General features: G+C 62.4%; 10 protein-coding genes. 5 read left to right on the forward strand and 5 right to left on the reverse strand.

The features are described from left to right. Positions 1-38: 38 nt before the first annotated feature. On the reverse strand, positions 39-1,790 hold the full coding sequence (locus RA21_RS00830) for an acetolactate synthase 3 large subunit (RefSeq protein ID WP_019296777.1): 1,752 nt from the start codon (positions 1,788-1,790) through the stop codon (positions 39-41). Between the two features lie 403 nt (positions 1,791-2,193). Between RA21_RS00830 and RA21_RS00835 the strand changes: the two genes are divergently transcribed. Further along, on the forward strand, positions 2,194-3,045 hold the full coding sequence (locus RA21_RS00835) for a HalD/BesD family halogenase (protein WP_019296776.1): 852 nt from the start codon (positions 2,194-2,196) through the stop codon (positions 3,043-3,045). Positions 3,046-3,112: 67 nt separating this feature from the next. Here the strand turns inward: RA21_RS00835 and RA21_RS00840 are convergent, their stop codons facing one another. Next, positions 3,113-4,102 (reverse strand): MBL fold metallo-hydrolase, encoded by a 990-nt coding sequence (locus RA21_RS00840; protein ID WP_039145541.1) that lies wholly within the window; start codon positions 4,100-4,102, stop codon positions 3,113-3,115. A gap of 265 nt (positions 4,103-4,367) precedes the next feature. On the opposite strand from RA21_RS00840, the gene RA21_RS00845 reads away from it, so the two are divergent. Continuing rightward, complete coding sequence (locus RA21_RS00845) at positions 4,368-5,516, forward strand: lytic murein transglycosylase (protein ID WP_039145543.1); 1,149 nt, start codon at positions 4,368-4,370, stop codon at positions 5,514-5,516. Between the two features lie 3 nt (positions 5,517-5,519). Here RA21_RS00845 and RA21_RS00850 read toward each other — a convergent pair whose 3' ends face one another. The 3 genes from RA21_RS00850 to RA21_RS00860 all read right to left on the reverse strand — a co-directional run bounded on the left by RA21_RS00850 (position 5,520) and on the right by RA21_RS00860 (position 8,685). Continuing rightward, the gene (locus RA21_RS00850; protein WP_039145544.1) at positions 5,520-6,488 is read right to left on the reverse strand and encodes a LuxR C-terminal-related transcriptional regulator; all 969 of its coding nucleotides are present in this window, start codon (positions 6,486-6,488) and stop codon (positions 5,520-5,522) included. Between the two features lie 68 nt (positions 6,489-6,556). Continuing rightward, complete coding sequence (locus tag RA21_RS00855) at positions 6,557-7,201, reverse strand: response regulator transcription factor (RefSeq protein WP_039146433.1); 645 nt, start codon at positions 7,199-7,201, stop codon at positions 6,557-6,559. Positions 7,202-7,257: 56 nt separating this feature from the next. Then, positions 7,258-8,685 carry a cache domain-containing protein gene (locus tag RA21_RS00860; protein ID WP_039146436.1) on the reverse strand — a complete coding sequence of 476 codons (1,428 nt, stop codon included), beginning with the start codon at positions 8,683-8,685 and terminating at the stop codon, positions 7,258-7,260. A 282-nt stretch (positions 8,686-8,967) separates the two neighbouring features. Here RA21_RS00860 and RA21_RS00865 point away from each other — a divergent pair, with 282 nt between their 5' ends. From RA21_RS00865 to RA21_RS00875, 3 genes are all read left to right on the forward strand, one after another. Continuing rightward, complete coding sequence (locus RA21_RS00865) at positions 8,968-10,050, forward strand: TRAP transporter substrate-binding protein (protein ID WP_019296770.1); 1,083 nt, start codon at positions 8,968-8,970, stop codon at positions 10,048-10,050. Between the two features lie 131 nt (positions 10,051-10,181). Beyond that, positions 10,182-11,108 carry a TRAP transporter small permease subunit gene (locus tag RA21_RS00870; protein ID WP_019296769.1) on the forward strand — a complete coding sequence of 309 codons (927 nt, stop codon included), beginning with the start codon at positions 10,182-10,184 and terminating at the stop codon, positions 11,106-11,108. Positions 11,109-11,123: 15 nt separating this feature from the next. Further along, positions 11,124-13,478 carry a TRAP transporter large permease gene (locus RA21_RS00875; RefSeq protein ID WP_039145546.1) on the forward strand — a complete coding sequence of 785 codons (2,355 nt, stop codon included), beginning with the start codon at positions 11,124-11,126 and terminating at the stop codon, positions 13,476-13,478. The last annotated feature ends 100 nt before the right edge of the window (positions 13,479-13,578 follow it).

Below are 13,578 nucleotides of genomic sequence, written 5' to 3' on the forward strand. Positions count from 1 at the left end.
GGCAAATTTCTTCGAAGAAATTTGCGGCGCCGCCGCGGTTACACCAGCACTGCGCCGCCGGCCTGGATGACGCCCTGCGTCTCAGCCTCGCCCAGCAGCATCTCGTTATGCGCCTTGCCCGACGGGATCATCGGGAAGCAGTTCTCGTGCTTCTCGACCAGGCAGTCGAAGATCACCGGCCCGTCATAATCTATCATTTCCATGATCGCATCATCCAGGTCTTTGGGATCGCTGACGCAGATGCCCTTGGCGCCGAAGGCCTCTGCGAGCTTCACGAAATCAGGCAGTGCCTCGGACCAGGAGTGGCTGTAGCGTTCGCCGTGCAGCAGCTCCTGCCACTGGCGCACCATGCCCAGGCGCTCGTTATTGAGGATGAACTGCTTCACCGGCAGGCGGTACTGCACAGCGGTGCCCATTTCCTGCATGTTCATCAGCCACGATGCCTCGCCCGCGACGTTGATCACCAGCGCGTCCGGATGCGCCATCTGGGCGCCGATCGAGGCCGGGAAGCCATAACCCATGGTGCCAAGCCCGCCGGAGGTCATCCAGCGGTTCGGATCCTCAAAGCCCAGGTATTGCGCGGCCCACATCTGGTGCTGCCCGACCTCGGTGGTGACGTAACGGTCACGGCCTTTGGTCAGCTCCTCCAGGCGCTGCAGCGCGTACTGCGGCTTGATGGTCTTTTCCGAGTTCTTGAAGGACAGGCAGTTCACCGCGCGCCATTCGTTGATCTGCTTGTGCCACTTGTCCAGCGCCTCGCGGTTCACCTTGCGGCCGCGCGACTTCCAGACCTTCAGCAGGTCCTCCAGCACATGGGCCACATCGCCGACAATCGGGATATCGACCCGGATCACCTTGTTGATCGAGGAGGGGTCGATGTCGATATGGGCTTTCTTCGACTTCGGGCTGAAGGCGTCGATGCGGCCGGTGATCCGGTCGTCGAAGCGGGCGCCGATGTTGATCATCAGGTCGCAGCCGTGCATCGCCATGTTGGCCTCGTAAAGGCCGTGCATGCCCAGCATCCCCAGCCAGTTCTTGCCGGAGGCCGGATAAGCGCCCAGCCCCATCAGGGTGGAGGTGATTGGAATGCCGGTGGCATCGACCAGCTCACGCAGCAACTGGCTCGCTGCAGAGCCGGAGTTGATGACGCCGCCGCCGGTATAGAACACCGGGCGCTTGGCCTTTTCGATGGCCTCGACCAGCTCGGTGATCTCTTCCATATCACCTTTGACCTGGGGCTGGTAATGCGAGGCCGACGGCTTCGGGCCCTGATACTTGCCATTGGCGAACTGCACGTCCTTGGGGATGTCGACCAGAACCGGGCCGGGGCGGCCGGATTTGGCGACGTGGAATGCCTCGTGCAGGGTGCCGGCCAGCGCATCGGTGTCCTTGACCAGCCAGTTGTGCTTGGTGCAGGGGCGGGTGATGCCGACGGTATCCGCCTCCTGAAAGGCGTCGGAGCCGATCATGAAGGTCGGGACCTGGCCTGTCAGAACCACGATCGGGATCGAGTCCAGGAGAGCGTCGGTGAGACCTGTGACCGCATTGGTGGCACCGGGACCGGACGTCACCAGCACAACGCCGGGCTTGCCGGTGGAGCGGGCATAGCCTTCGGCGGCGTGGACCGCGCCTTGCTCATGGCGGACCAGCACGTGACGAATGTCATTCTGCAGAAAGATCTCGTCATAGATCGGCAGCACGGCGCCACCTGGGTATCCGAAGACTACGTCCACACCCTGATCCTTCAGGGCTTGGACAACCATCTTTGCGCCGGTCATTTCACGTGTCATCTGCTTTTTGCTCCAATTGGCGGCATCGTCCGTTACGCATAAAAAAAGCCCCCGATTTCAGGTCGGAGGCGCATGGGTTCGATTATGGTCTACCGTTACCGGCCCATGCGCTTGGTTCCTACGATTACGACTAGGGTGGTCACTGCCACAGGCTCCTTCTTGCGTTGCGGGCGACATTATGTCTGCCGGACAGGGGCGTCAACCGCGAAAGCTGTCAAAAAACACCGGTTCAGGGACATTTTCTTGCTTGCAGGCGGGGGTGCGGCGAAATTTCCGCGAAAACGGGTGCGGTTTTCCGTGCGGATTCGTTCAAAACCGGCACCGGGATGTCCCGTTTGTGCCAGATCGGCCAAACCGCAGCAGGCAAGCTCACCTTAAAAGAGGCGACAGGGAAGGACATACAATGGCTGAACTTGCAGAACTGGTGGATCTGGGCCGGTATCCCATCGACCGGCCCGGCTCGCCTGCCTATGCGCGGATGATGGCGGACGTGCAAAGCGAGCTGGAGGCTGACGGCTGCGCGGTGCTGCCGGGATTTGTGCATGAAGACGGCATCGCCCGGCTGGCAGCAGAGGCAGATAGCGTGGCGGATCAGGGGCATAAGTCGTTCAGCCGCACCAACGCATATTTCTCCAAAGACGACCCGGCACTGCCGGAAGACCATCCGGTGCGCCAATTCTATGACCGCTCCAACGCCTTCATTCCAGCGGACAATTTCGGCGCCGCCAGTCCGCTGCGGACAATCTATGAATTTCCCGGCTTCATGCCCTTCATCCGCGAGGCATTGGGCGAGCCGGAGGGCCGTTTCTTCCGCTATGACGACCCTTTGGCGGACGTGATCATCAACATGGTCGAGGAGGGCGACGGCTTCCCCTGGCATTTTGATACCAACAACTACACGGTGACACTGGCGATCCAGAACGGCGAGACAGGCGGCGATTTCGAGTACGCGCCAATGCTGCGCACGCCCACGGATGAAAACTACGACGGTGTGGCGCGGGTGCTGGCGGGCGGCTCGCCCCTGGTGCGCAGGCTGGTGCTGCAGCCGGGCGATCTGCAGATCTTCCGCGGCCGCTATTCATTGCACAGGGTAGCCCCGGTCGAAGGCCCGCGCAGGCGCTACGTCGGCATCTTCTCCTTTGTCGAGACTGAGGGCATGTGCGGCGGGGTGGAGCGCACCAGGCAGCTTTATGGCCGGGTGCTGCCGCGCCACTACGAGCGCGAAGGACTGCGTGCAGACGCGCTGCGGGACTGACAAAAACGGGCGCCCCGGGGGGGAGGGCGCCCGGACGGGCACAACAATGTTGCGGCAATGCCGAGGATTACTCCGTCAGCGCGTTATGCCCGAAATACAGAAACTCCTTGTCCATCCCCTGCACATCCGCCGCCGCCAGCGACAGAGAGGCGCCGTCCAGCATTTTGAAGCTTTTCTGGTCCTTTACCCAGGTGTCGGCGGGCTGCAGCGTCGACAACGTATAGGTGGTGGTCTCCGACAGGTAGTGGGTAGGGATCACCACCTTGGGCTGGATACGTTCCACCAGCGCGTTGGCCTGCTCATAGGACAGGATGTGCTCGGAACCGTCGACCGGCAGGGTCAGCACGTCGATGCGCCCGATGGCATCCCAGAACCCGTCTGCCGGGTCGGGCCGGTTATCGCCCCAAATCAGGGTGCGGATGCCGCCGGTCTCCACCACATAGGTCACCATGTCCATGTGGCCCGGGTTGTTGGGCGGGCAGGCCTCAACCCCGAATTCCGCCAGGGCGTTGGTCCAGGGGTACCAGCCCGGCGCGACGCAGGCGTGCTTGTCGGCATAGCCAGTGATCTTGAGATCCGCGAATTCGAAACTGCCGACCATCCGGTCCAGCACCATGGTTGATTGCGGGCGGTCGATGGCGTCATGGTCGAAATGGGTGTGGGTGGACATGGTGATATCCACCAGCGTTTCCGGGAATTTCTGCTTGAACCACAGTCCCCAGGCTCCGGAGGGATCGTCCCGCCACGGATCGAACAGGATTGAGGCCCCGCCGGGCGAGGTGATCTTGAGGGCGCAATGGCCATAGAAATCGATCTTCACCTCGCCATCCGTAAAGGCGGACATGTTCTGCAGGTCGATCACGTGGTTGTTGTTGCCGGGCTGCAGCCAGTCGGTTGATTGCGCCTGTGCGCTGGTGCTGCCCAGCAGGCCGGCGGCCGTTCCGACACCTGCTGCGCCTGCGGCTGCAAAGAAGCTGCGCCGGGACAGACCGGGCGCCAGGCCATCCTTGCGGCCATCAAGCCTGGCCGGTTTCAGGTCCTTCTTTTGCTCATCCATTGGTTCCGTCTCCCTGTTGTTGTCTGGCCGCCGCCTTGGCGCAGCGATGCAAACAGGCTAGGCATCAACGGCTCTAAGGGGTGCCCCGGAAGATTGTGGGGGTAATATGGGGCCAATCCCCATAATTTGGGCAAATGTACCAGCGGCGGGTCCTTGCTGTGGAGGAAATCCGGGCCTTGGCGCACCTGCTGGTTTCTGGCAGCCTGTTTTCAAAGGATCCGGACGGAGCCGGGCAGCTAATCACCTATTGGAGCGGGCAGAGAGCATGAACATCACACGGCGTCATTTCGGATTTGGCCTGGCAGCCTTGGGGCTGGGCGCCTGCAGCAGCACGGTACCGGCAGGCAGCGGCCCCAGCGGCACATCCGGCCTGCCTGCAGACCTGCGGCCGGTGCCAAACGCGGGTTATGACGCTTGGGTCGCCGCCTTTCGAACACGGGCAGAAGCCCGCGGCATTTCCCAATCCACCCTGCGCGCCGCCTTCCGCGGGGCAGGGTATCTGCCCGGCGTGGTCAAGCGCGACCGCAACCAGACCGAATTCAAACGCTCGCTGGAGGATTACCTCTCCATCGCCGTTTCGGACGAGCGCCTTGCCAAGGGCCGCGCCGCCTTTGCCCGCCACCAGTCCACGCTGCGCACGCTGGAGCGCAGCTATGGCGTCGATGCGGAAATTATTTGTGCGATCTGGGGGCTGGAGAGCTTCTTTGGCGAGCGCCGCGGCAACGTTCCGGTGATTTCCGCCACCTCGACGCTGGCCTATGACGGGCGGCGCGGAGCGTTCTTTGAAAAACAGCTGCTGGCGGCGCTGAAGATCCTGCAGAACGGCGACATCACGCCAGCCCGCATGACCGGCAGCTGGGCCGGTGCCATGGGGCATACCCAGTTCATCCCGACCTCTTATCAGGCCTTTGCGGTGGATTTCACCGGCGACGGCCGCCGCGACATCTGGTCGGAGGACCCGACCGACGCACTTGCCTCCACTGCCGCGTATCTGCAACGGAACGGCTGGACCCGCGGCCTGAAATGGGGCGGCGAGGCCGGTGCGCCGGGCACCCCTTCGGGCCGCAGCCTGCAGCCGCAACCGGGCGGGCCGGTGTTCACCGTCACCAGCAACTTCAATGCGATCAAGCGCTACAACAATTCGGATGCCTATGCGATTGGTGTGGGCCATCTGGCCGACCGCATTGCCGGCGGCGCCCCGCTGCGCGCCAGCTTCCCGCCGGACAAATACGGGCTGACCAAGGATGACCGCATCCTGCTGCAGAAACGCCTGACCGCGCGCGGTTTTGACACCGGCGGCGCCGATGGGGTGCTGGGGCCGAAAAGCCGTGCAGCGATCAGCGCCTACCAGTCCAGCCGCGGCTTGCCGGCAACCGGCGACCCGTCGCAGGCACTGCTCAGCAGTCTAAACTAGCGGCTACTCTGCCGAACTCAGCGCAATCAGATGCTGGCGCAGGTTCTCGCGCCGGCTGAGACCCAGTTTCTGGCGGATGTTGTTGCGGTGGAAATCAATGGTGCTGGTTTCGCGCCCCAGGGTGGCGGCGATCTCCTTGGTGGTGCGGCCCATCATGATCAGCTGCATGATCTCGGTCTCCGCTGGCGTCAGCTGCTCCAGCGTCTGTGCCAGCTTGGACGAGAGCGCCGAGGTAATGTTCTTCAGATTGTCCTCGATCATCATCAGATAGGCGCTCTGCAGCTCGCGCCCCGCATCCAGATGCCTGAGCTTGGCCACATAGGGCAGCACCATTCCCTTGATTTGCTGCACGATCTGCTGCTCGCTCTCGTGGCGCGATGCCTCCACGTTGTCGATCAGCACCCGCAGTGCGGTGTTGGCTTCCTCCAGCGCCTTAGTGCGGCGCTTGATGGTGTCCTCCCGCGCCCGCACCGTCTCGCGCAGTTCTGCCTGTGCCTGCTTTCGCTGGGCCACCTCCAGCAGCAGTGCCAGATCACCCTCGACCACCCGGCAGAACTCCTGCAGCCCTTTGCGGAACATCAGCGCGCGTTTGTTGCGCCGGGTGTCGAGCACGCAGATGGTGCCGTAAATCTCCCCGTCCGGCCATTTGATCGGATAACCGATGTAAAAGGACATGGCGTGCTCCATGTCCTCGTTGTCCTGCCAGCGCGGTTCGCACTGGGCGTCCTCGACCACCAGTTCACCGTCGTTCTCAAAGACGCCAAAGCAATAGAGCTTTTCGTTCAGATGGTATTTGCGGCCCGGATAATAGGGGTTGTTCTCTGAAGTGTTGGAAACCTTGACCCGGTGGTCCAGATCGACCGTTGCCATGATCAGCGCGGCAGGCACATCGGTCAGCTCCGCCACCAGATCCACCACCCGCTGCCATTTGGCCTGGGTCTGCGGGGGGATTGCGGGCTTGTCTGTGGTCATGGCGCAGCTCCTTGACGCGCAAGGCTAGGGCAGGGGCTGCGGATCACAAAGGAAATTCTAGATGGCGTTCAGAACCCGGCGCCGGTGCCCTGCAGCACGCCATGCTCCAGCGCATAGCGGGTAAGGCCGGCGGTGGAGGAAATCCCCAGCTTGCGCTTGATGTTCTTGCGGTGAGTCTCGACGGTTCTGACAGAAATATCAAGCGTTTGCGCGACTTCCTTGTTGGACTTGCCCTGTGCCAGTTCCAAGAGGATCGTCTGCTCGCGCCCGGTCAGCGCCTCGCGGATATCGCCGTCCTTGGGTTTCAGCGAGCCGGCCGCGCCGGTGCAGAGGTAGGTCTTGCCCTGCATCACCGCGTCGATCGCCTGCTTGATCTCCTCTGTGGGAACATCCTTCAGAACGTACCCCATGGCGCCGTGGCTGAGCGCGGTGGAAATATATTCGGCGCTGTCATGCATCGACAGGATCAGGATCCGGGTGCCGGGGTGCTGTTCCAGGATGATCTCGGTGGCGCTGAGGCCGCCCAGTTTGGGCATGTTGAGGTCCATCAGCACCACGTCTGGTGCCAGCCCGCCTATCCGGTCCACCGCATCCTGCCCGTCAGTCAGGGAGCCGACAACTTCGATATCGTTATAGCTTTCCAGGATCGACTGGATGCCTTCGGCCACCATCGGATGGTCATCCACGATCAGAACTTTCACCGGATCAGCCATCATCCCCCCAACGGCAGTTGTTGATGTTTCCCAAGGCCGCTGCTGCCGCCCCCAAGTTACGGCATTTGTGCAGGTGCGCCTTCCTCGCCAGGCGGCAGCAGGTGGCTCAGGGGCAGGCTGGCCTCGATCACGGTACCGCTCTGGGTGCCCCGTGATGACAGAATGCGCAAGGTGCCGTCAAGCTGCTCGATCCGTTCCTGCATGTTGCGCAGGCCGATCCCTGGTCCGGTGCGGGCGTCGCGCGGCGGCAGCCCGCGGCCGTTGTCAGAGATCCGCATGGTGGCGCCGCGGGTGTGGCCGCGCAGGTCGATGCTCACCTTGGTGGCCTCTGCGTGGCGTTCGATATTGGTCAGTGCTTCCTGCGCGATACGGTAGAGCGCAATCTTGGAATCCTGGTCCAGGCGGTTGCGGAACACCACGGTGGAAAACTCGGTCTCGATGCCGGTGCGCACGGCGAAGTCATCGGTCAGCGCCTTCAGCGCCGGTCCCAGGCCCAGATCGTCCAGTACGCCGGGGCGCAGGTCGCGGCTGATCCTGCGCACCTCTGTAATGGCGGTCAGCAGATTTTCTGTGCCCTTCTCAAGCGGTGCCTGAGCCGCCTCACTGTCGCCGCGAGACAGGCGGCGGCTTGTATTGTCCAGCGCATAGCGCACCCCCACCAGCAGCTGGCTGATGCCATCATGCAGCTCCCGCGCGACCCGGCCGCGTTCTTCTTCCTGAGCGTCGAACACCCGCTGGGTCAGCTCCTTCAGCTTGGCATCCGCCAGCCGCCGCTCGCGGATGTTCAGGAACATGCCTGAAGCAAAGACCAAAGCCAGCGAAATCAGCGTGATCGCACCGATATACAAGAACGTGCGCCGCACCCGCGCCTCCACCTCTGCCCGCGACGCGGCCACAGTGGCCAGCACATCGTCGATGAAGACGCCGGTGCCGATGGCCCATTGCCAGTCCTGCAGGCCCAGCACATAGGCGATCATCTGCGCCTCCTCACCGGTGGAGGGCTTTTCCCAGGTGAAACTGTGCCAGCCAGCCCCGTCACGTGCGAGGCGGATGAACTCGTCCACCACCGGCACGCCGGCGCTGTCGGTCAGGCCTGCCCAGTTGCGGTTGATGTATTCGGTCTGCCGCGGGCTCACCAGGTTGGTGCCGTCATAGTCGTAGACGAAGAAAAAACCGTCCTTGCCATAGATCATCGCGCTCAGGATCTGGGTGACCTGCTCCTTGGCCGCCGCATCATCCGGCGCCGCCAGGCCGTAGATATGGGCAAAGCCGTTGCGGGCCTGGGTCACGTAGTTGCGCAGTTCCGCCTTCTTGGCCTCCAGCAGCTGCATTTCCAGCGCCTGAATTTCGCGTTCGGCCAGGGCACGGGACTGATAACCCACCACCAGCGCAATCGCAGTGCCTGCCACGATCAGGGGCAGGGTCATCAGCAGCGATAGTTTCTGCGCATAGTCGGGGCGCAGCAAAGAACGGAACAGGCGCATGAGCACTCCGCTGGAATGGGTCAGAATCGTGTACCGAATCATTGCGCAGCCGCCCAGAGGAATCAAAGGGGCAGGTGTGGTTTGCACTTTATGGATGAGCGGCAAGTTTTCACATCGCGCATGAAATGCATGCGATTTGCTGCAATTACCGGCAAAAACGTTCCGTTCTACGCAGTACTAGGTATTCACATAAAATTCACCGCCGCTAGGCTGACCGCACTCGAACCGATCCGCCTTGGGGGGACCTGGGGCAATCCGAATTGATAATGGGAGGAATAATTAATGGATCGCCGTTCTTTCTTGAAAACATCCGCGCTGGGCGGGTCCGCAGCAGCAGCCAGCACCCTGGCGGCACCGGCCTATGCCCAGGGCAACCGCACCCTGACCATGGTTACCACCTGGGGCCGCGGTCTGGCAGGCGTGCATGACTCGGCGCAGTACGTTGCCGACACCATCACCGCCATGTCCGACGGCAGCCTGACCATCGACGTCAAGGCCGCAGGCGAGCTGGTTGGCGCGTTCGAAGTGTTCGACGCCGTGACCGCAGGGCAGGCCGACATGTATCACGCTGCTGACTATTATTTCGTCAGCCAGCACCCGGGCTATGCCTATTTCACCGCCGTGCCGTTCGGCATGACCCCGCAGGAACTGGTGAACTGGTACTACCATGGCGACGGCCATGCGCTGCATGACGAGCTGGGCCAGATCTTCGGCCTCAAGTCCTTCATCGGCGGCAACACCGGCCCGCAGGCCGGCGGCTGGTTCAACAAGGAAATCAAAGGCCCCGAAGACTTCAATGGCCTCAAGTTCCGGATGCCGGGCCTGGGCGGCAAGGCGCTGGGCAAACTGGGCGCCTCCGTGCAGAACATCCCGGGCTCCGAAGTGTATCAGGCGCTGTCCTCCGGCGCGATCGACGGCACCGAGTGGATCGGCCCCTGGGCGGATGAGAAGGCTGGTTTCCAGGAAATCACCAAGACCTACTACACCGCCGGCTTCCACGAGCCGGGCGCGGCGCTGTCGGTTGCCACCAACCGCGAAGTGTTCGAAGGCCTGTCGCCTGCGCATCAGAAGATCATCGAGATGGCATCGGCTGCCGGCCACCAGTGGAGCCTGGCGCAATTCATGAACAACAACGGTGCAGCGCTGCAGCGCCTGCAGTCCGGCGGCGTGAAGACCCTGGAATTCCCCGACAGCGTCTGGGATGCCTTCGGCTCCGCGACCAAGGAAACCCTGGACGAGTTCATGGGCGACGAGCTGTTTGCAAAAATCCGCAACAGCGTTGAAGCTTCGATGAAAGCCTCCTCCGGCTGGATTACCAAATCCGAAGGCGCCTACCGCGTTCAGCGCGACCGCGTCCTGGGCTGATCCGCCTGACCGGCATCAACCGGATCCTCCGCCTGCGGCGGGGGATCCTTTTCCAGTTGCGTGACGCGGGACTTTGGCCGGCCAAACGGCCGCGCGCCTGACCCGCCGCAGCAAAGACCCCCGGGGGAAACATGCAGGAAGAGAGTGGCCTCACCTTCTTCGGCGCCATAGCGGGCGGATTGCTCTGGCTGGTCCAGAATATCGCCGGCGCCTTTTACAATTTCGGCTATGCCATCACCCATCCGCAGCTCTGGCTCGACTGGTCCGACAAGGCCTCGATCATGCGCTTCGTCTACTATGGCGGTTCGGTCGAGTTTTTCTTTGTCGTCTTCACCGCCTTCCTTGTGCTGACCGCCATCGGAATTTACTTCCGCGGCTTCATGTGGGGCATGGTCCGCGGGCTGGAGGGGCTGGCCAACACCGTCGGCCGCTTCTTTGCCTGGGCGGGCCTCCTGATGGTGCTTCAACAGATCATCATCGTCTTCATGCAGCGGGTGTTTGCGCGGCCCGACATTAGCTTTGGCTTTGGCATTCCGTTCAGCCAGGACATCAGCTGGTTTGCCGAAGAGTTGAAGTTCTACAATGCCTTGGTGGTCTGCCTTTGTGTGACCTACACCTTCGTGCAGGGCGGTCATGTGCGGGTGGACCTGATCTATTCCGGCATCAGCTTCCGCGCCAAGAAGGTCGTCGACATGCTCGGCTCGCTCTTGTTCATGATGCCCGCCGCAGTGCTGACCTGGATGTACGGCTGGTTCTTCCTGTGGCGCCATCTGATCGTGCCGAAACCCTCGGCCTCGGACACGCTTGACCGGCTGGTGATGAAATCCCGCGCGCTGCGCTGGAACGTGGAGACCATCGGCTTCAGCCCTAACGGGTTCAACGCCTACTTCCTGTTCAAGATCCTGCTGGTGCTGTTTGCAGGCCTGGTGTTCCTGCACGCCATCGCCTTCTTCTACCGCTCCTTCCTGGAGTTCGTCGAAGGGCAGGGCAGCGAAAACAAATACCTCGACAAGGACAGCCTTGGAGAGGGTGAAGAAGCCTACGAAGGCACGCACTAAAGGGACGTCGGAAACATGCTATTTGGACTTGATGGCGTCGAGATCGGCCTGCTCATCGTATTCTTCTGCCTCTTCGGGGGCATTCTCTCCGGCTTCCCGGTGGCTTTTGCCATCGGCGGTGCCGGGATCATCTCCTTCGGGATCATCGCTGCGCTGGACAGCGCGGGCATCCTGATCCACCAGGCCATCGACACCTCGTCGCAGGCCTACCGGGATCTGGTGGGATCGGGCATCAGGCCCGATAAGATATCCGTTTTCCGCTACCCGGATTTGCCCAGGCTGGCCGAACCGGTGTTCACCCAGGGCTGGGAAGTGGCGCTGGACCGCAACGTCTCCTTCATCGTCAACCGGATGAATGAGCGGGTTTTGGCGGGCGCGTCGATTGAAACCCTGCTGGCGGTGCTGATGTTCGTGCTGATGGGCATCACCCTGGAACGCTCCAAGATCGCCAACGACCTGCTGACCACCATGGCGCGCGTCTTCGGGCCGCTGCCCGGCGGTCTGGCAGTGTCGATTGTGGTTGTGGGTGCATTCCTTGCGGCCTCCACCGGCATCGTCGGCGCTACTGTGGTGACCATGGGCCTATTGGCCCTGCCCACCATGCTGCGCAACAATTACTCGCCAGAACTGGCGACCGGCGTAATTGCTGCTTCTGGCACCCTCGGCCAGATCATTCCGCCGTCCATCGTGATCGTTCTTCTTGGTACCCTGGCAGGCGACCTCTACTCCACTGCGCAGGAGACCCGCGCGATGGAGGCTGGCTGTTCCGACGCGCTCACATACCTGGGCGAGCCGGCGGTGGTCTCGGTCGGCACATTGTTCCAGGCGGCGCTGCTGCCGGGCATCCTGCTGGCGATCCTCTATGCCACCTACGCCTTCGGCTATGCGCTGCTGAACCCGCATAAGGCGCCTGCGGTGAACATTGAGGGCGGCACCGGTGAGGTGATCACCCGCAATGAAGGGCTGATCTGGTTCCTGGGCGTGCCTGCGGCTTTGATCGGCGGCGCGATCCTGCTGAACAGCTTCAACGTGATCGGCAGCCAGAACATTGTCGTGTCCACCTTCTCAGATGCTGGTGAAACAGCTTCGCTGCGCACCAATGTCGGCGCGGAATGCAAGGCCTCGATGATTGAGCTGCACGGGCAGGAAGCATGGGATGCAGCTGTCGAAGAGCAGAAGGCCATCAACGAGGCTGGCGGCGTGGCCCTGGCCAAGCGGCTGAGCGAAGAGGAAATCACCGCCGCCCGCGACGCCAAGATCGCGTCCGCCGCGCCGATCGGCACCGGCATCACCGTGATCATGGTTCTGCTGGGTCTGGTGCTGGCCTTTGGCCGGGGTGTGGCGCCGTCGCGCGATGCCAAGCCGCTGATCCTGGGTTCCATCGGCATCCTGCTGATTGCACTGGTGGACCTGGTGGCGATAGCGCCGACTACCTCTGCCGGGGTGACGGTGCTGTGGATCGCGCTGCCGCTGTTGCTGGCGCTCTACGGTTGCCGCGAAGCTGCGGCCCGCTGCGCCAAAAACGATCTGATCCGGGTGGTGTTCCCGCCGCTGGTTCTGATCGTTGCGGTGCTTGGCTCGATCCTGGGCGGCATCACCAACCCGACGCCCGCTGCGGCGCTGGGGGCAGGCGGCGCCATCATGCTGGCGGCCTACCGCAAGCTGCAGGATGAAGGCAAATCGGGCAAGATCATCATCTGGTCGACCTTTGCCGTCATGCTGTGCATCCTGATCGGCATGAACTTCGACCTGCGGGTGAACCAGGGCGGCGTCTCAGTCGAGAGCTGGATCGCCTTCTTTGCAGCCTATGCGATGTATCTCTACGCGCTGTTCGGCCTGCTCTATGGCTGCTGGGTTCTGTTCCGCTCCGGCGTGCTGACCCCTGTGGTGCGGGAAACCGCCAAGGTGACCTCCATGGTCTTCACCATCCTGATCGGCTCTCAGCTGCTCAATCTGGTGGTGATCTCCTTTGGCGGTGAACACTACATCCAGCAGTTCCTGAAGAGCTTCGACAACGAGATGACGGTCTTCCTGATCGTGATGCTGGTCTTGTTCTTCCTGGGCTTCGTGCTGGACTTCCTGGAGATCATCTACATCGTGATCCCGATCGTCGGTCCGGTGATCTACGGCGGCTCGTTCGACCCCAAGTGGGTGACCATTATGGTGGCGGTGAACCTGCAGACGTCGTTCCTGACACCACCCTTCGGCTTTGCGCTGTTCTACCTGCGCGGGGTGGCGCCGAAAGAGGTTACAACGGCCCATATCTACCGCGGGATCGTGCCTTTCGTGCTGATCCAGGTGGTGGGCATCGGAATCCTGTGGATGTTCCCGTCGATCGTGACCATCGTACCGGCGCTGATCCCGAACTGATCCGGGCGGCAGGCAAGAAACGGAAAAGGGGCCCCGAGCGGGCCCCTTTTGCATGTTCGGAACGGGCAGGGGCGCTGCCCCCCTCTGCGCGCGCGGCGCG

Origin of the sequence: Leisingera sp. ANG-DT, assembly GCF_000813785.1 — a bacterium.
GTDB lineage: Bacteria > Pseudomonadota > Alphaproteobacteria > Rhodobacterales > Rhodobacteraceae > Leisingera.

What these genes read in the sequence shown, in the direction of transcription:
- RA21_RS00830 (WP_019296777.1), bottom strand. Translation starts at nt 1,790, where the DNA reads ATGACACGTGAAATGACCGGCGCAAAGATGGTTGTCCAAGCCCTGAAG.
- RA21_RS00835 (WP_019296776.1), top strand. Translation starts at nt 2,194, where the DNA reads ATGGCTGAACTTGCAGAACTGGTGGATCTGGGCCGGTATCCCATCGAC.
- RA21_RS00840 (WP_039145541.1), bottom strand. Translation starts at nt 4,102, where the DNA reads ATGGATGAGCAAAAGAAGGACCTGAAACCGGCCAGGCTTGATGGCCGC.
- RA21_RS00845 (WP_039145543.1), top strand. Translation starts at nt 4,368, where the DNA reads ATGAACATCACACGGCGTCATTTCGGATTTGGCCTGGCAGCCTTGGGG.
- RA21_RS00850 (WP_039145544.1), bottom strand. Translation starts at nt 6,488, where the DNA reads ATGACCACAGACAAGCCCGCAATCCCCCCGCAGACCCAGGCCAAATGG.
- RA21_RS00855 (WP_039146433.1), bottom strand. Translation starts at nt 7,201, where the DNA reads ATGGCTGATCCGGTGAAAGTTCTGATCGTGGATGACCATCCGATGGTG.
- RA21_RS00860 (WP_039146436.1), bottom strand. Translation starts at nt 8,685, where the DNA reads ATGCGCCTGTTCCGTTCTTTGCTGCGCCCCGACTATGCGCAGAAACTA.
- RA21_RS00865 (WP_019296770.1), top strand. Translation starts at nt 8,968, where the DNA reads ATGGATCGCCGTTCTTTCTTGAAAACATCCGCGCTGGGCGGGTCCGCA.
- RA21_RS00870 (WP_019296769.1), top strand. Translation starts at nt 10,182, where the DNA reads ATGCAGGAAGAGAGTGGCCTCACCTTCTTCGGCGCCATAGCGGGCGGA.
- RA21_RS00875 (WP_039145546.1), top strand. Translation starts at nt 11,124, where the DNA reads ATGCTATTTGGACTTGATGGCGTCGAGATCGGCCTGCTCATCGTATTC.